General features: G+C 48.2%; 13 protein-coding genes. 3 read left to right on the top strand and 10 right to left on the bottom strand.

Features of this window, described 5'->3' with window-relative positions:
• Positions 1–4: 4 nt before the first annotated feature.
• From OCV59_RS10135 to greA, 4 genes are all read right to left on the bottom strand, one after another.
• Positions 5–964 carry a 3'-5' exoribonuclease YhaM family protein gene (locus OCV59_RS10135; RefSeq protein ID WP_147594364.1) on the bottom strand — a complete coding sequence of 320 codons (960 nt, stop codon included), beginning with the start codon at positions 962–964 and terminating at the stop codon, positions 5–7.
• A gap of 798 nt (positions 965–1,762) precedes the next feature.
• Entirely contained in the window at positions 1,763–3,157 is a 1,395-nt protein-coding gene (gene asnS / locus OCV59_RS10140; RefSeq protein WP_147594365.1) for an asparagine--tRNA ligase, read from the bottom strand.
• 111 nt (positions 3,158–3,268) lie between these two features.
• Entirely contained in the window at positions 3,269–5,293 is a 2,025-nt protein-coding gene (gene lysS, locus OCV59_RS10145; RefSeq protein ID WP_147594366.1) for a lysine--tRNA ligase, read from the bottom strand.
• Between the two features lie 32 nt (positions 5,294–5,325).
• Entirely contained in the window at positions 5,326–5,814 is a 489-nt protein-coding gene (gene greA / locus OCV59_RS10150; RefSeq protein WP_262584328.1) for a transcription elongation factor GreA, read from the bottom strand.
• Positions 5,815–5,972: 158 nt separating this feature from the next.
• Here greA and OCV59_RS10155 point away from each other — a divergent pair, with 158 nt between their 5' ends.
• Positions 5,973–6,611: an HAD family hydrolase gene (locus tag OCV59_RS10155; protein ID WP_147594367.1), complete on the top strand. Its 639-nt coding sequence runs from the start codon at positions 5,973–5,975 to the stop codon at positions 6,609–6,611.
• A 301-nt stretch (positions 6,612–6,912) separates the two neighbouring features.
• Here OCV59_RS10155 and OCV59_RS10160 read toward each other — a convergent pair whose 3' ends face one another.
• The 6 genes from OCV59_RS10160 to OCV59_RS10185 all read right to left on the bottom strand — a co-directional run bounded on the left by OCV59_RS10160 (position 6,913) and on the right by OCV59_RS10185 (position 13,764).
• Positions 6,913–8,007, bottom strand: coding sequence for an alanine/ornithine racemase family PLP-dependent enzyme (locus tag OCV59_RS10160; RefSeq protein ID WP_147594368.1), 1,095 nt, complete (start codon positions 8,005–8,007; stop codon positions 6,913–6,915).
• A gap of 39 nt (positions 8,008–8,046) precedes the next feature.
• Complete coding sequence (locus tag OCV59_RS10165) at positions 8,047–9,783, bottom strand: AMP-dependent synthetase/ligase (protein WP_262584329.1); 1,737 nt, start codon at positions 9,781–9,783, stop codon at positions 8,047–8,049.
• Positions 9,776–10,204, bottom strand: coding sequence for a C-GCAxxG-C-C family protein (locus tag OCV59_RS10170; protein ID WP_147594369.1), 429 nt, complete (start codon positions 10,202–10,204; stop codon positions 9,776–9,778). Before OCV59_RS10170 ends, OCV59_RS10165 begins: the two co-directional genes overlap by 8 nt.
• Positions 10,205–10,208: 4 nt before the next feature.
• On the bottom strand, positions 10,209–11,597 hold the full coding sequence (locus OCV59_RS10175; RefSeq protein ID WP_147594370.1) for an NAD(P)/FAD-dependent oxidoreductase: 1,389 nt from the start codon (positions 11,595–11,597) through the stop codon (positions 10,209–10,211).
• A gap of 180 nt (positions 11,598–11,777) precedes the next feature.
• Positions 11,778–12,050, bottom strand: a complete 273-nt coding sequence (locus tag OCV59_RS10180) for a DUF1292 domain-containing protein (protein WP_147594371.1) — start codon at positions 12,048–12,050, stop codon at positions 11,778–11,780.
• A 214-nt stretch (positions 12,051–12,264) separates the two neighbouring features.
• The gene (locus OCV59_RS10185; protein ID WP_147594372.1) at positions 12,265–13,764 is read right to left on the bottom strand and encodes a Na+/H+ antiporter NhaC family protein; all 1,500 of its coding nucleotides are present in this window, start codon (positions 13,762–13,764) and stop codon (positions 12,265–12,267) included.
• A 530-nt stretch (positions 13,765–14,294) separates the two neighbouring features.
• Between OCV59_RS10185 and OCV59_RS10190 the strand changes: the two genes are divergently transcribed.
• Positions 14,295–15,731, top strand: coding sequence for a sigma-54 interaction domain-containing protein (locus tag OCV59_RS10190; RefSeq protein WP_147594373.1), 1,437 nt, complete (start codon positions 14,295–14,297; stop codon positions 15,729–15,731).
• A gap of 521 nt (positions 15,732–16,252) precedes the next feature.
• Entirely contained in the window at positions 16,253–17,869 is a 1,617-nt protein-coding gene (locus OCV59_RS10195) for an amidohydrolase (RefSeq protein ID WP_147594374.1), read from the top strand.
• The last annotated feature ends 15 nt before the right edge of the window (positions 17,870–17,884 follow it).

Genomic DNA, 17,884 nt, shown 5'->3' on the forward strand with positions numbered 1-17,884 from the left:
GTTCCTACCACGTCGCTCTGTACACGTTCCTGTTGTCCAGCGTCCACACTCTGTCGCTGAAGCAGCCCGGCTCAGTCTTCTCAACCGCTTCCTGCATGTCGAACATCTTGGCGTCCACCATGTCGAGATAGTGCAGCATTTCCGCTTCAGGGAAAAGCGGCTTCTTAGGGCTTCCGAATTCCGGCTCGTAATGATGTGACAGTATCATGTGCTCCAGCATCACAGCCTTTTCCCTCGGGATATCAAGCTCTGCCGCCAGCCTGTCGATGGTCCTCACGCCCTGCACCAGATGTCCCAGCATCTTTCCTTCAAAAGAATATCCTGTCGATATGCCGAGTTCATTGGAATCGATCTCGTTTATCTTCTCCATGTCGTGCAGGATCACGCCTGTCATCACGAGTTCGCGGTTCAGATTAGTGTAAACCTCACACGCGCGCTCTGCCATCATCAGCATCCTCTTGACGTGATAGAGCAGTCCCGCCATCTCCGCATGATGGTTTTTCTGCGCTGCCGGATAGTACATGAGTTTTTCTTTGTTGTCAGTAAGCTGCTTCACACATATGTTCCTGAGGTCTTTGTCTTCAAAGGCTGCAGCTCTGCTGTATATATAGTCGTACATCTCTGCCGCGTCTTCCGGCGCCGCCTTTATGTAGTCCATCATCACGATGCCGTCTTCTGCCGACGTCTGTCTTATGCGGCTGACTCTCAGCTGCTTCATTCCGTTCCATTCAGTGACCAGCGCTTTCACTTTGATCACACTGCCCTCTTTGATTTTCTGCAGTCCCGGCATTTCTTCATCTGCGATATCCCACTTCTTCGCGGAAATCTCGCCTGTCTTGTCTGCCAGCAGCAGATCAAGGTATGCCTTTTTATTCGAACCGACCTTCACTGCCACGGTCTTCACGATGAAGTATGACATGAAATCCTGACCCGTTTTCAAATCTGCAATATATATATCTTTCATTCTGTTTTACCTCGTATCTTTAATATCTGTCTTTTATTATATCATGTTATACTGCGGATTTCTGCTGAAAATTCTGCAAGGAGATATGATGCCGAAGATTTCTGCAGGAAGCATTACGCGCAGCTATTTCAGCCGTAAAGGTGCGTTTCACCGGCTGTCATGGCTGAAATATGTAAATCGCAGGCTTCATCGATCCGCTATATGGCTTTTATCTGTGTCACTCACAACCGATATTTAGTATCTATTTCCAGTTTTCAGCTACCTCGCATGCTATCACAAGGTATTGCGGCTGAAATTGTCGTGCTGGCTATACAACTTCTCGGAAAATCATCATCACTCAGCCTGTAGTACAAGATATAATTGCCAGTTTTCAGCCATGTGACATATGATAACTATGATTTATGGCTGAAATCGCTGCGCACAGCATTTGCTGATCATTACCATCGGGCGCGCCATCAAAAAAGGAGCCGGTGCTCCGGCTTCATGCCGGAGCACCAGCTCCTGATTTATTCGTTCGGACTCCCGCTCGAGTATCCCCGTCTCTACGCCGTGGATTGCGCTCCTCGCTCCGCTTCGGGCAATCCTGACGAGGGGCATTCCGCTGCTCATCTTCGATTCGCAGGGACAAGCCGTGCGCCGTAAGGCACCACGCGCTGAAGCGCTGTGCCTCTGGCGGGGGACCTACCAGCGACTCGCTTCCCTCGTCGGGTTAACGCTCCTTCGTCGCTCCGAATCGCTTCGCTCCCTGCTATCGCATTTTCCACTCCGGCTGAAGCCGGGGAAAATCCGCAGGTCTCCCTAAAACTCTGCAGTCTTTGGGGTTCTTGGGAATGGGAGCACGTCTCTGATGTTGCTCATTCCTGTTATATACATGATGATCCGTTCGAAGCCGAGGCCGTAGCCTGAGTGTTTCACGCCGCCGTATTTGCGGAGATCCATGTACCACCAGTAATCTTCCTCGGTCATTCCCGTCTCTTCTATTCTTGCCTTCAGCACGTCGTAGCGTTCTTCTCTCTGGCTTCCGCCGATGATCTCACCTACGCCCGGAACGAGCAGGTCGCATGCCGCAACTGTCTTGTCGTCATCGTTCAGACGCATGTAGAATGCCTTGATCTCCTTCGGATAGTCAGTAACGAATACCGGCTTTTTGTATATCTTCTCAGTGATGTATCTCTCGTGCTCTGTCTGCAGGTCGATGCCCCACTCTACAGGGTACTGGAATTTCTCACCCGATTTCTTCAGCAGCTCTACTGCCTCAGTGTAAGTAATCCTCGCGAAATCCGAGTTCACGATGTTGTTCAGTCTCTCTATCAGCCCTTTATCTATGAACTTGCTGAAGAATTCCATCTCTTCCGGAGCATTTTCCATCACGTAGTTTATGATGTACTTTATCATCGCCTCTGCCGTATCCATATTGTCGTTGAGGTCGGCAAACGCCATTTCAGGCTCTATCATCCAGAACTCAGAAGCATGTCTTGCAGTGTTCGAGTTTTCCGCTCTGAATGTAGGTCCGAAAGTATATACGTTCCTGAATGCCAGTGCGAAAGTTTCAGCCTCAAGCTGTCCGCTTACAGTCAGGCCTGCCTCTTTTCCGAAGAAGTCCTCGCTGTAGTCGACCTTGCCTTCTGCATCCTTCGGCAAATCATTCAGATCGAGCGTAGTCACCTTGAACATCTCGCCTGCGCCCTCACAGTCGCTGGCAGTGATTATAGGAGTGTGCACATATACGAAGTTCTTATCCTGGAAGAACTTGTGGATGGCATACGCCACCATCGATCTCACCCTGAAGACCGCCGAGAAAGTATTGCTCCTCGGTCTGAGATGCGCGATCTCTCTCAGGAACTCCATGCTGTGACGCTTCTTCTGCAGCGGATAGTCCGCATCCGAACCCGCCTCTATAACTATCTCTCTCGCCTTGATCTCAAACGGCTGCTTTGCATCCGGCGTGAGCACGAAAGTGCCCGTTACCTTCAGAGCTGCCGCGATCGGCGCCTTTGCTATCTCTTCAAAATTGTCGAGGAACTCAGCCTCGTAAACGACCTGCACCGACTTGAAAAAAGTTCCATCATTCAGTTCTATGAATCCGAATTTGTTCGAGCCTCTGTTCGTTCTCACCCAGCCGCGCACGGTTATCTCGCTGTCCGCATGCAGCAGACTCTCTCTGTACAGGCTTTTTATTTCAACGTCTTTCATATATTTTCTCCCATTGGTCAAATAGTATCGTGATCTTACAAAATTAATGGCATGCCGGGCATCCCGTCAAGAGATGCCTGGCTGCCATCATCGATTCCTTAGTATTTGCAGTTAGCAGATCCTTGTTCCTTCAGGAACGATATCGTCAACGAATATCACCTGGCATCCGCACGCATTGTTCGTACCGGCAAGAAGCATACCCTCGCTCGTTACGCCTGTCAGTCTCGCAGGCTGCAGATTTGCAACAACGATGATCTTCTTTCCTTCCAGCTCTTCCGGAGTGTAATCGTTCTTGATGCTCGAAACGATGACTCTCTCCTTCAGACCGTCGAACAGCGTCAGCTTGTAGTTGCTGTGCGCCTTTCTGATCTCCTGACACTTCACTATCCTGCAGACTCTGAGGTCCATTGCAAAGAACTGGTCAACTGTGATCTCAGGTTCAACGATCGGCTTCACCTCATCCGGTTCGCCATAAACCTTTTCTTCCTTCTCCGGTTCTTTCTCCGCCTCGAGCGCAGCCTTTTCAAGAGCCTCCTCTTCTTCAGTCTTAGGGAAGCTGAAGTCGAGCAGATGCATGAATCTTTCTCTGTCTATCGCATAGAGGAACAGGTAAAGTCTAGGTCCTCTCTCCTTGCTTATCAGCAGCTTGTAGACGATCTTGAAGAACTGTCCCTGGATCTTCTTCAGATTCTCTATGTCCGCACCGTAAACTTCCTTCGGTATGTCGTAAAGCTTCGTGTTCAGGGAATCCAGCGTGTATCCGCCTGCCTTTATGAAGTCGTAAAGGAGGGCGATCTCTTTCTTCTCGTCATCCGTGAGTGTATTGTAAAGATCCCAGTCTCTCCAGCCGCGCAGCTTGTTCGCAGTTTCAGGCGCGCACTGGTACAGCCAGTACTTGGCCAGCTCCAGTCTCGTATCGAAATCCTCATACTTGTACGGTGTCCCGATCTTTTCGAATACCGTTTCCATCATCGGCACGTTGAAGTCGACGATCGATCCGAGCTGTACAAGCAGATTCATCGGCACTGTCTTGATCTTTCTGCCTTCTACCAGGCTGTATTCTATGACAGATGCATTATGCTCGTTCGCCTTGCCTTCGATGTACTCGTTGTACATCTTGTCGAATTCGAAATACTGACGGAGTATACCCTCGTCAAAGCAGAAGTCAAATGCCTTCTTCGGCTCTGTCTTCGAGTAGAGCCACAGTATGATCTCCGGTTCATATATCTTCAGCAGTGTCTCCGGCGTCAGATTCAGACCCGATGAGCCCGACATCTTGCCTGTCGATCCCTTGATGCCTATGAATTCATAGCCCTGGAACATCGGCGGTTCCCATCCGAAGATCTTCCTGCTGATCACGCTGCTCGTCTCGTAGCTTCCGCCCGGACTTGCGTGATCCTTGCCGCCCGGTTCGAAGTCGACACCTTCATATCTCCAGCGCATCGGCCAGTCTATCTTCCATGCGAGCTTGCAGTTGAAGTCTTTTGTAAAGTCAAACGTTCCCCTGTGTCCGCACTCGCATTCGTACTCAGCCGTAGTGCAGTCGTCGGAAACCGATAATATCTTGGTAGTGTCTCTGCCGCATTCAGGACAGAATATGCTTACAGGGAAATACGCATCTCTTTCCCCTTCCTGTGCATCCTGTGTACGGAAGCTGTCGAGGATATCGAATATCTCTTTTCTCTTCTTCACAGCCTCGATGATATCATCCTTGTACTTTCCCGATGTGTACATGTCAGTCTGATATCTGTAATCCATCTCGATGCCGAACTTCTTGATCGACTCCATGAACTCAGCTTCAAAATACTTTGCGTAATTTGCATGTTCTGTATCGAACGGATTAGGCACCGACGTGTACGGAAGCCCTATATACTTCTCGAACTCATTATCAGGATCCACGGCCTTTACATTCACAGGCACCTTTCTGAATCTGTCATACTCGTCCCATGAGAACAGAAGGCGCGCCTTCTTTCCTTTTTTCTGCAAAGCCTTGGCAACAAACAAACTCGTTGCTATATCTCTGAAATTTCCGATGTGGATGGAGCCTGACGGGCTGATGCCTGCCGCGCATACGTACTCTTCCTTGTCCGGATTCCTCTTAATTATCCTGTCTGCTATTTTTTCCGCCCAATGCAATCAAAACACCTCTCTTCAAAACTTACTGCACACTATGCCTTTATTATATCTACTACTTCATAGTTTATGATTCCGTCAGGAACTTCTACCGCTACCTTGTCGCCCTTCTTGTGGCCGATCAGCGCATGTCCTACTGATGATTCATTAGAGATCTTCCCTTCAAACGGATCTGCTTCTGTAGCTCCCACTATCGAGAATTCCTCTTCTATTCCGAGATCGAGATCTTTTACAAGAACTTTGAGACCTACATTCACGATATCGCCCTTTACATCTTCATCCTGAACGATCCTTGCTTTTCTGATCATCGTTTCCAGCTTGTGGATACGTTCTTCGAGCTCAGCCTGTTCGTTCTTGGCAGAATCATACTCTGCGTTTTCCGATATATCTCCATAAGAAATCGCTTCTTTTATTCGTTCTGCGACTTCGGCTCTTTTTACGGATACGAGTTCCTCATGTTCGGCAACTATCTTGTCATATCCTTCTTTCGTTAATACAATCTCCTCATTCATGTTCTCTGTCATGTTGGCAAATCTCCTTTCGACCTGTTGTCGTATCAAATTATTATACTGTAAATGCACGTGCTTGTCAATCGCGGCAATGCGCTGAAATCATTGACAATACACAGTTGCAGTGGTATTGTAGAGGTGCTTATAGTAGTATATACAGGAGGTCAGCAATTATGAAAATAAGCGGAGCTATTTTTGATATGGACGGCACGCTCCTGGACTCCACCGAAATGTGGAGAGGCGCTGCCGGCAGATATATAACATCACTCAGAAAAACACCTGAACCGGATCTCGGAGAAAAGACAAAGGACATGACTCTTCCCGAGCTCTGCAGCTATCTCAAGAGCGAATACGCGATAGCGACGACTGAAGAGAAGATCGCCAAAGGTTTCAACACGATACTGCGCGAGGATTATCTTGCAGACGTCGATATAAAGGCGTACGTCCCGATCATACTTGAGAGATTCAAGCAGAAAGGCGTAGCGATGTGCGTGGCTACTTCCACTGACAAATCTATCGCAGACGAGATACTCGCAAGACTCGGCATCCGCGATTACTTCTCGAGCATCGTAACATGGAAAGACGCAGGCTGCGGCAAGGTCGATCCTGAAGTCTTCAAGTACGCTCAGAGCGTTATCGGCACACCGACCGAAGAGACTATCGTCCTCGAGGACGGACTTCTCGCCGTCAAAGGCGCAAAAGAAGCCGGATTCTACGTTATCGCTGTCGCCGACGACAACGAAAAGGAAAACAGAGCCAAGATACAGAAGGCTGCGGACAGATTCATAGAGAGCTTCGAAGAACTTCTCTAGTGTTATGTTTTGCAAAGCGCTGCAGACCGCAGTGTAAAAGGCTGTCACAGCAGCATGCATCACATTCATGAACGCTGCAGACATCAGACACATAATACCGTTCAAACCAGCAGAAAACGGCTGACAGGAGATATATCTCTCCGGCGTCAGCCGTTTTTATTCTATATCGTATTCTTTTTCATGCCGCCCGCAGGTGTCAGGCAGCATGTGCCGAATTTGCAGGTGCCGTTTTTACACGACCCGGTCTGCCGATCCGGCATCCGGTCCTGTCCGCCGGCTCCGCATCAGGCTCAGCATTACATTATATGTACACCTTCTCGATGTTAGGAGAATTAGTCAGATACACGAGATTCGCATAGCTCGGCAGAAACTCGACTATATCGCCGACCTTTATCTCACGCTCCGCGTCTTCTATATCGAGTATAGTGTGGTCGCTCGAGGCCCCCAGCACCTCTATACCCGGCTCTTTCAGATCGAGCTTTTCAGGGAACGCATAATCTACTTTTCCGAGAGCTATCAGAGCGCGCTTTCTCGTGCCTCTGTCCTCGTATTCAGGCTTGTTGCCGAACGAATCGAACATGATCTCCCCAACAGGATATGACGGCTTGTCCTTGACCTCTATCACCTCGGCTCTGAGCGTGAACACGTCCCTGTTCATGAAGCTCATATCGTAGCCCCACAGGTCTTCCAGGTCTTTAGCAAGCAGTATGCCCTCTCCTACGCGCAGCATGTTTATCCGCGCGGGCAGATCACCGTCCATTATCCTCGGCAGTGTGCTCGTAGCACCGCCGGAAATGAACTCCAGCTCTCTGCCTATCTTTTCCTCTATCATTTCGGCACAGTCGATCAGCTCCTGCAGCTTTTCCGGCGTCGCAGCAACAGATCCGTAGCACCCCAGATTCGTACCTACGCCCGCAAGATGAAGATTGTGCAGATCATTTTCCACCATCAGCGCAGCATCCAGAAGTTCATCCTTATCCCAGAATCCTTCTCTCAGATCTCCAAGATCTACCATCAGCAGCACCTGATGTATCCTGTCCTGGATCCCCGCCTGACGATCGAGCTCTCTGAGCACCTCGACCTCGCTGTTAAGGCTTATATCCGTTATCCTGACCACATCTGCAGCTTCGCTCAGCATCGGTATCCTTATCAGCATCAGCGGTGTCTGCATATCAAAAGCCCTGAGCGGTTCCAGCTGTTCGAGCCTCGATGACGCCATGAACCTGACGCCTGCTCTTTCAAACTGCGCGGCACATTCAGGAAGCCCCGTGCAGCCTTTTATCACACCTGCGACCTCAACGCCGCAGTCACTGCATTTCTGCACCACACGCGCCACGTTTTGTCTGAGCTTGTTCAAATCGATTATCAGTTCCGGATATCTGCTGTGCATATTCATTGCGAGCCTCCTTGCATCCTTCATCCTTGTCTTGTATCACTAGTCTTCTTCCCGTACAGCAGCTCCTGTTCTGCGGATCTTCCTGGTCGAGGTCTTCTCAAATTCCTCGTCCCTGAGCTTGAACCGCTTCACGCGCTTGTACGCAGGCATTTTATCGTTTATTTCTTCTATTGAATTCTTTATTGCCGCCATGAGCTCATCGCCGGAAACGTCTCCCAGCTCCTTCTTTATGTTCTCATATGACGGGAATATCTCAGCTTTGACCACGACATCGTCGTTCTTCCTGTCGACAGCGCCGTATACGATGACTTCCTCGATGAACGGCTGCTCCAGAAGCAGATACTCGATCTCCTCCGGGAAGATATTCTTTCCGTTCTTGGTGACGATGACGTTCTTTTTCCTTCCGCATATATAGAGGAATCCCTCATCATCGAATCTGCCGTAATCGCCCGTGTACAGCCAGCCGTCGCGCAGCACTTCCGCAGTCGCCTCCGGATCGTTGTAATACCCTATCATCACTGACGGCCCCTTGCATATGATCTCGCCGACGCCGTCCGCATCCTGATTTATTATCTTTACCTCCGTGCCCGGCATAGGCTTGCCGACCGACTCCGCCTTGCTGTAATAGTCTCTGTTCACCGCTATGATCGGGGCGTTTTCCGTCATACCGTAACCCTGTATCATAGGCAGTCCCATCGCTTCATAGTCTTTTATCACCTGCGGATTTATCGCTGCCCCGCCGGCTATGAAAAGTTCCATCCTGTTTCCCAGACTCGTATGTATCTGGGCGAATATTTTTCTCATAGCCTTCTGATTGTTGAACAGCCTTGTCTTCTGCGCAAGCTGCATCATTTTTCTCATCTTTCCTGCAGCTCCGGAAGCTTCTGCCTGCTTCCAGACTTTTTTGTGCATGCTCTCAAATACTATAGGAACTCCCAGCATTACCGTCGCTCCGCACTCTTTGAGATTCTGCTGTATATATCTCAGACCCTCGCAGATAGCGACGAACATTCCCTGATACAGTCCTGTTAACACGTGACATGTGAGTTCATACGTGTGATGCATAGGCAGTACCGAAAGCCCTCCTCCCGGCTGCCTTATTTTAACGTATTTCGACATATTGTAAACGTTTGCCGAGATATTTTTGTGTGACAGCATCACACCCTTCGCCATTCCTGTCGTTCCCGAGGTGAACAGCAGCGTGCACATAGCTTCTCTGTCTATCACCGCATCAAGAAATTCCCTGTCGCCGTCTTCGATAAGAGCGGCACCTTTCCTGATCAGCCTGTCCCAGCTAAGAACACCTTCGCTGTCTTCATCTGCATCCATGTTTATCCTTACTTTTACGAACCCGCCGGCGTCTTCAAGTGCCGCCATCGTCTTTTTCTCCATCTTTTTGGAAAAAATTATAGCGTCTACTTCCGACCGCTTTATCAGATTGCCGATCTCTATCTCCGTAAGATCCTTGTCGAGAGGCACGACCACACCTGTACCGTTGGTGACCGCAAGATATGAAACGACCCACTTGTAGCTGTTTTCGCCTATCACTGCGATCTTGCTGTCGCGGAGCCCCATATCTGTAAGCGCCGTTCCCAGACAGTCTATATCCTCCTTGAGCTGGATATACGATATAGGCCTGTATTCTCCGCCCGGCACATCCTTTACGAGAAACGCCGGATCATTGCCGTACATTTCAGCACTCGAATATATCATATCTCTGAGATCGTTTATATATCTCATCCTGTACAACGTGTCTTTGTATTTTCTGCTATTCAATACCTATCACTCCTCGCTTCTGAGCCAGATATCCTTCCAGGATCTCTGCTGCATCCTGGACACATCCGTCGCAGCTTCGCAAAACCTTTTTGGTATCAACGCCTTTTATATCTCTGCAGATGACAGACTGGTTCTTTGCCTTGAACTGCTCTGTCAGTGCTTTCATCGCCTTGTAGCTTTCCTTTTTTGATTTCGGAGCATCGAGCGCACCGTCAGATTCTATCATACCGACTACTGCCGCCATTCCCGATACGGCGCCGCATGTTCCCATCGTTCCCATGCCGAATCCGAATGCCTCCATCATTTCAAAAACTTCCTTCTCGTCTCTGCCGAGTTCTTCACAGAACGCGCATGCGACAGCCTGTGCGCAGTTGTACTTTTTCTTATGGTTGGCAACTGCTCTCTCTGCAAATTTTCCCATTTTTCTATTCCTTCCTGCCGTATTTTTCAGCCAGTATCCTGCCGACATACACACCGCTCGCCGAGGCCTGTGAAAGAGAGTGTGTAACTCCCGATCCGTCGCCCAGCGCATAAAGTCCCGGTACCGCTGTCTGCAGGTGTTCGTCGACTTCGATCTTTGAATTGTAGAACTTGACTTCCACACCGTACAGCAGCGTATCTTCGTTTGCCGTTCCCGGTGCGATCTTGTCAAGCGCATATATCATTTCTATTATATTGTCCAGCTGTCTCTTAGGTATTACCAGGCTGAGGTCTCCCGGTGTAGCCTGGAGTGTAGGCCTTGTAAAGCATTTCTCCATCCTTCTGGCACTGCTTCGTCTGCCCTTTACGAGATCCCCGAATCTCTGCAGCAGCACTCCGCCGCCCAGCATGTTCGAAAGCCTTGCGATCGATTCACCGTACTCGTTGCTGTCCTCAAACGGCTCAGTGAATTTGTTCGATACGAGAAGCGCGAAGTTCGTATTCTCCGTACGAAGCTCCGGATCCGCATAGCTGTGACCGTTTACCGTCACTATGCCGTTAGTGTTCTCTGCAACGACTTCCCCGTACGGGTTCATGCAGAACGTCCTTACCATATCATTGTATTTATCAGTCTTGTACACGATCTTGCTTTCGTATACATCGTCTGTTATGTGCTTGAATATCTCTGCCGGCAGCTCGACTCTGACACCTATGTCCACGCGGTTTTTCTTCTGTTTGATGCCGAATTTATCGCATATCTCCGCACTCCATTTCGATCCGGAACGGCCTGTCGCCATCACGAGATCTTTACATCTGTACTGCTCGCCCTTGTTCGTCGTAAGCAGGAAAGAGCCGTCGTCCTCTATGTCGACATTTTCGATCGTCGTATAAAATTCGGTTTCTATCCTTTCGCTGCAGTAATCGAAGATCTTGCCGAGGATTCTGACATTCCTGTCAGTTCCCAGATGTCTTACCTTCGCTTCAAGAAGGTGCAGGTTGTTTCTGAGCGCTATGGTCTTGAGCTCGGAGCTTGCCGTCGAGTAAAGTCTGGCGTCTGCACCGCCCATGCTGCAGAGCACTTCGTCCACGTATTCCATCAGTTCCATAGCCTTGTCCACACCTACATAATTGTGCAGATCTCCGCCGAACTGTGTCGTTATGTTGTATTTTCCGTCCGAAAGAGTACCCGCCCCTCCGTATCCGTTCATTATGTGGCACGGAGAACATTTCAGACAGTTCTTTGCGCCTGCCTTGATAGGACACTGGCGCTTTTCAAGAACCGCACCTTTATCTATCATCAGTATCCTGGCATCAGTATTGAGTCTGGCCAGCTCATATGACATGAACACTCCGCTTGCACCAGCTCCTATTATAATAATGTCATAAGTTTTCATAAGATCCTCCGTTTTCAAACATAGTCAGCTTTCATTTTATACCACACAGCACGAAATTGCTATATATTTTGTTTTCTTATCATCGTATCTTCACAATGCAGGCTATTCCGTCACACGCTAAAAACCGGCAAGCGTCTCAAACGGTCCGCTTGCCGGCCTATCGTCATATACACGTCATCGCTAGGCTTCTTCTACTGCCAGTTTTTCGAATTCTGCAACGACCTTTTCGAATTCCTCGTCGTCCTTGATGTCTATCAGATCATAATCTTCTCCGTGCTCCTTGTAGCCGTAGATATAGACATCCTCAGATCCGAGAGGATTGAGAGCTATATACTCTTTGCCCAGTGCGTCAAAAACACCGAGGATCCCGCATTCTTCCGCAGTTTCATCATCGTATTCCAGTGTGATGATATCCTCTTCTTCATATCCGTATAAATCTTTTTTATCAGCCATTTCTTTCCTCCGTACTCAGAATTTTTCTGTCCAATAGCATTACTATAACATCAAGCTCTGCTTTTAGCAACAAAATATTCTGCCTGAAACAGTGTTACATATAATTCAGAAAATCGGCAGATAATTTTATCGCCTGACAGACGAAAAGCCGGAGCTTGTGTCCCGGCCTTTCATGTATGAATCACTTTATGAAGTTTGCAAGTTTTTTCTTATACTATACCATAACAAATCCGCAGATAAGATATCCTATCGCTGCTACGGCTCCTGCGAGGAGACCTAACGGCATCTGAGTCCATGCATGCGCGAAGTTGTCGCAGCCTGTAGCGGATGAAGTTATTACAGTACAATCGGAGTAGAAGCAGCAGTGGCTTCCCAGTACTCCCGCCGAAACTACAGCTCCGCATCCGAGAGCAACAGGTATTCCTGTTCCCATGCAGATCGGTATTACTATCGGCAGTGCGATTATGTACATTCCCCAGTTAGTTCCTGTAAAGAACTCTGTTATTGCAAGAAGTATGAATATGATAACCGGAAGCATCTGCGGTGAAGCATATGCAACAGCAACGTCGATAACGAAACGAGTGAATCCTATCTGATCGTTTACTGCCGCAAAGATATATGCCAGAACCATCAGGCAGAGAGGAAGGATCATGTTCTTGAGTCCCTCAACGCTGTAGTCCCAGAATTCCTCTGCAGTTATCAGCTTCTGTCCCACGAAGAGAACGAAGCAGACAGCCATAGTAGCAATTACACCGTGCTGCATATCGAGGTCGAATAATATCGTGAAGAAAATCATGCTGAAAACAGGGATAACGAGATTGATCAGTCTAGGCTTGCCCTTGATCTCAACTTCTCCTGCTCCCAGGTCGATCTTTTCTGATCCCGGAGGCGCCAGAGGTCCGCCTGACAGAGCTCTCTCCTCAGCCTTCTTCATAGGACCGAATACAGGAACTATATGCCAGATCACCAGTGGTACGAGTATTGCTGCAGCCCATGCGTAGAAGCTGAATGGGATCGTAGTGACAAACGACTGGATTTCCTGACCTTCCGTGCCGTAACCGTTGCCGACCATGATACGTCCTGCGAATATAGCCCATGTGGTTATAGGGATCAATGCACAGAGAGGTGCCGCTGTTGAAGATGTAACATAACTGAGCATTTCACGTGACACCTTGTATTTGTCAGTCAGTTTCTTCATGCATGAACCGATAGTCATGGAGTTGAGATAGTCGTCGATAAATATCACGCATCCCAGAACATACGTCCATGTCAATGCTGCCTCTCTTGATTTTGCTTTCTTTCCTGCCCATTCTCCAAAGGCCTGTGCGCCTCCGCTTACTTCGATAAGCTTGATGATGGAACCCATGAGTCCGCAGACGATTATAAGCCATCCGGTGTCCTCATCCATCATAACTCCAGTTGCAGTTTCGCTTAAGTTTCCGATCAGGTTGCCTGTCGGAGCAGCAAGGATCAGTCCGACAATCGAGCCCAGTATCAGTCCCTCAAGAACTCGTTTTGTCGCAAAGATGTACACTACCAGGAACACCGCAGGTACACATGACCAGATACCTATGTTGCCGCCGTCTTTTTCCAGATTTTCTACCGGTACCAAAGTGAACGCAATAGCATAAGAAACTGCAACAACTAATAAGATTACTATTATTGCGCGAATCGGATTGAAGTTTCTAACTTCATTTTGTAATTTCTCTGTCACTCTTTCTCTCCTTTCATATAAATAGATTTAGTATGATTTGTATAATTCCCTGCCAGGTGTGTCACTGATGCTGTTTACCGGCAGAAAAATAAAAAAGACCATGAAAAAACAACTTTCCATGGTCTTAAACAGCCAACAATACATGTTTCCGTATAAGCATACAGATTTAATGGTTACCGACCGATAAAAACAGTTCCTTCTGCGCAGCGTTCGCGTCGCTTCAGGCATCATCCGTTCTGATCTGCGGTAAATATGAATTTTTCTATCCTTCTCAATGCTCATGACTACACCGCTAAGTGTAACTCTGCGGCCTGATATCCGCACAGTCAACTGACGGAGCTCGTCACCTTTAAAATAAAGTGAACATCTTTCGGATGTACTCATTATAGCAATATTGCGAAAATTGTCAAGAGTATTTTTCTTCCCTGTTAATATTATGCTTGACAAGCGACGATATGAAGCTGAAAATATTACGTATCATTCATGTCTGCTGACAATATGAAATACATGCAGGAAGGGAGAGTGTACAGATGCATAAAGATATCAGCAGCTTTGACTTCGAAAACAGTCAGGACTTTTACATCAATGAAGTATACGGTGTCATCGTCATCGATATGTCTGGAAAGATCCGCTACATGAACAAACAGTGTATGAAGCTCATCGGATACACTGATCCGACATACCAGCAGGCAAAGGAACTCTTCGGCAGATCTGTCGAAGACGTCTTCCCGTACACACATATGCTCGAGAACCTCGCACCTGAGATAACCAAACCGAAGATCGTCTTTTACAAATCAAACTTCGGCATGGGCATATCCATGAACGTGCCGCTGATCTACAACGGCGAAAAAATAGGTCTTATGGAATACGATCTGGTAAACGAAGAAAAAGTCTTCTTCGAGCTTACCGACGATTACAACGCTTTCCTCAACGACCAGCTGAAACAGCTGCAGAAAAAGATCATCAAGCTGGAACAGAACAAATATACCATAGACAATATCATCGGTTCATCACCTCCGATGAACAAGCTGCGTCAGCAGATCGCCACCGTTGCGAAGTCAAACTCGACGGTTCTGATATCAGGTGAGACTGGGACCGGCAAGGAGCTGGTCGCTCATGCTATTCACAATCTGAGCAACAGAAAATTCAATCCGATGGTAAAGATAAATGCATCGGCATTTCCCGAAAACCTCGCCGAATCAGAGCTTTTCGGATATAAAAAAGGATCCTTCACCGGAGCTAACAAGGAAGGCAAAATAGGTAAATTCGAGTACGCCAACCACGGTACTCTTTTCATAGATGAGATACAGCAGATGCCTATGAGCATACAGCCTAAATTTCTCCGCGTACTGCAGGAACACGAGGTGGAACCGATCGGCAGCAACGAATCCGTGCCTGTCGACGTCCGCGTCATAGTGGCATGCAACGAGGATATCCTTGAAATGGTCAAGGACAACCGGTTCAGACAGGACCTGTTTTACCGTCTGAACGTAATAAGGATAGAGATCCCTCCGCTGCGCGAACATCTTGAAGACATAGATGAACTCGTCGATCACTATATCACTCAGCTGAACACCGAGCTTGGCTTCAAGATCAACGGCGTCGAGCCTGCAGTGCTCGAGACTCTGAAACAGTACAGCTGGCCCGGCAACATCAGAGAGCTCCGCAATGTTATCGAACGCGCGATGAATTTCGCTACAGGCGACAGGCTTACGCTGGACGATTTCACATTCTTCACGATCGCAAAGAAAACATCGCTGCCTGATTACAGTTCAAACGGCAACATCATCGAAGAGACCAAACGCAAAGCGGAAAAGGAGCTGATCGAAAACGTGCTGCAGCATTTCGGCTATAACAAGACTCATGCCGCGAATTTCCTCAACATATCCAGGCCGCTGCTCCACCAGAAGATGAAAAGACTCGGCATCGCATCGTCTCCGCCTTCTGATAAAAATCAGCAGATCTAGAGATATCCGGCTTTGCCGTACATCAGATGAATAAATTTTTTATAAAAGTACAAAAATGCATCAGCAGCTTTTGTACTTTTCTTTTTTGACACAATGCGTACATATATATGCATCGCTGTCAGCGCCTTCTCATTTTGAGATGAAAACTAGAATGGATTCCCTCACATCATCCATGTCACTCATACCTGATAATACGGCTTGTACTGCACTTTTTTTCGTCATTGTGTAAGTTTACGCTTACACTGTAAGTCTTTACTTACACATGCCGCCAGTCATTGAAACCACTGATTTTTTCTGAAAATTCTTTCGCAGCTGTAAGCGCTCGCTTACAGTTTTTCGTTTATCAAAAATTCAAAACGGCTGTTTTTCAACGTTTTTGAGTTGGCACGATGCTTGCTCTATATATGGGCACCGGTAAAGCTTTACTTACAACACGACATGGATATTCTTACCGCAGACGCTGTCAGCAGGCCCTGTGGATCACCGGGATATCGCGCATTTACAAAAAGTGAGGTGGATCAATGAAAGCAAATCTGATAATAAAAAGCAACTGCATCTTCGACAGCATCAGCGACGATCCGTTCGAAGGATTCGTAGCCGTAAAAGGCAACAGGATAATGGCTGTGGAAAAAGGCAGTGACTTTTCAAAATATGCCGGAGATGATACGATAATCAAAGAATTCGGAGACAATACAGTAATGGCCGGATTTCACGACAGCCACACCCACCTGCTCATGGGAGGGCTTTTCAAGACTTACGTGAATCTCGCCAAAGCAAAAAGCGAAGAAGAAGCTGCTCTGATGGTAAAAGAAGCAGTCGATAAAGATCCTGTAAAAGAGGGCTGGATCAGAGGATTCTCATGGTACCACGTGTTCTGGGACAACAGGCAGCTGCCGACATGTGCATCGCTGGACAAGTACTTTCCAGACCGTCCGGTATGCCTGATACATGCCGAGGTCCACGGTGCATGGGTCAACAGCGCTGCAATGAAGATCATGGGGATCGACAAAAACACTCCGGACATGGAAAATGGCCTGATCATCCGCGACGAGGACGGCAATCCTACAGGAGTACTGCTCGAAGCTGCTGCAGGCCTTGCAACGAAATACGCATTTGATTTCACGCCTGAAGAAGAAAAGGCTGTCATCCATTCGTTCATGGACGCTGCAAAGAAGCTGGGTATAACGTCGATCAACGATGTACAGCCTTACTACCACGGCAATATGGGCAGTATCGAAGTCTACCATCAGATGGACACTGATAACGAGCTTACCATCAGGATACATGCTGCGCCTGATCTCACAGGAGACCTGGATGCAGTAGTTGAATGCCGCGAAAAATATTCTTCTGAAAAGCTCAGGATCGACCATGTAAAACAGTTCCTGGACGGAGTCATCACTACGCATACAGCACTCGTCCTCGACGACTACGCTGACGAACCGGGCAACAAAGGCGAAGAGCTCTGCGACCTCGACTCCATCAGCAAGGCAGTTCCGGAAGCACATAAGCGCGGACTTTCCGTAAAGCTGCACGCATGCGGAGACAGATCGGCCAGATATGCGCTCGACTACATAGAAACAGCGATAAACAAGTACGGCAAAAACGAATGCCGCCACGCTATCGAACATCTCGAGCTCGTTGACGATGCAGACTTTGACAGGATCAGAGAATTCGGCGTGATCCCGTCCGTACAGCCTGAACACCTGGCTCTGACGCAGACCTTTGCCGCGAATCCTTATCCGGAGGTCCTCGGCAAAAAACGTGCAGACAAGACATTCCCGTACAGGAGCCTTTACAAAGCTGCAGGTGTTCTCGCGATCGGCAGCGACTGCCCGGTAGTGGACAACCATCCTTTCCTGGAGATATACAGAGCAGTGACGAGAGTACACAACGACCACATGCCTGAAGGCGGATGGGCTCCTTCCGAAAAACTGACCCTCAGTGAAGTACTCAGGTTCTATACGTACGGATCAGCCTACGGCTGCCTGAGAGAAGACGAAATGGGAACGCTTTCCGAAGGAAAATTCGCTGATATAGCGGTCATCGACAAAGACCTTTTCAGCATTCCGGAAGACGAGCTCATAAACAGAGAAGTGATAATGACCGTCATGGACGGCAATATCATATATGAGGCCTGATACGCGCAAAGCGCG

Source organism: Brotomerdimonas butyrica (genome assembly GCF_025567305.1).
Lineage (GTDB): Bacteria > Bacillota > Clostridia > Peptostreptococcales > Anaerovoracaceae > Lentihominibacter > Lentihominibacter butyricus.

What these genes read in the sequence shown, in the direction of transcription:
- OCV59_RS10155 (WP_147594367.1), top strand. Translation starts at nt 5,973, where the DNA reads ATGAAAATAAGCGGAGCTATTTTTGATATGGACGGCACGCTCCTGGAC.
- OCV59_RS10135 (WP_147594364.1), bottom strand. Translation starts at nt 964, where the DNA reads ATGAAAGATATATATATTGCAGATTTGAAAACGGGTCAGGATTTCATG.
- OCV59_RS10175 (WP_147594370.1), bottom strand. Translation starts at nt 11,597, where the DNA reads ATGAAAACTTATGACATTATTATAATAGGAGCTGGTGCAAGCGGAGTG.
- OCV59_RS10180 (WP_147594371.1), bottom strand. Translation starts at nt 12,050, where the DNA reads ATGGCTGATAAAAAAGATTTATACGGATATGAAGAAGAGGATATCATC.
- OCV59_RS10170 (WP_147594369.1), bottom strand. Translation starts at nt 10,204, where the DNA reads ATGGGAAAATTTGCAGAGAGAGCAGTTGCCAACCATAAGAAAAAGTAC.
- OCV59_RS10190 (WP_147594373.1), top strand. Translation starts at nt 14,295, where the DNA reads ATGCATAAAGATATCAGCAGCTTTGACTTCGAAAACAGTCAGGACTTT.
- greA (WP_262584328.1), bottom strand. Translation starts at nt 5,814, where the DNA reads ATGACAGAGAACATGAATGAGGAGATTGTATTAACGAAAGAAGGATAT.
- OCV59_RS10195 (WP_147594374.1), top strand. Translation starts at nt 16,253, where the DNA reads ATGAAAGCAAATCTGATAATAAAAAGCAACTGCATCTTCGACAGCATC.
- OCV59_RS10160 (WP_147594368.1), bottom strand. Translation starts at nt 8,007, where the DNA reads ATGAATATGCACAGCAGATATCCGGAACTGATAATCGATTTGAACAAG.
- asnS (WP_147594365.1), bottom strand. Translation starts at nt 3,157, where the DNA reads ATGAAAGACGTTGAAATAAAAAGCCTGTACAGAGAGAGTCTGCTGCAT.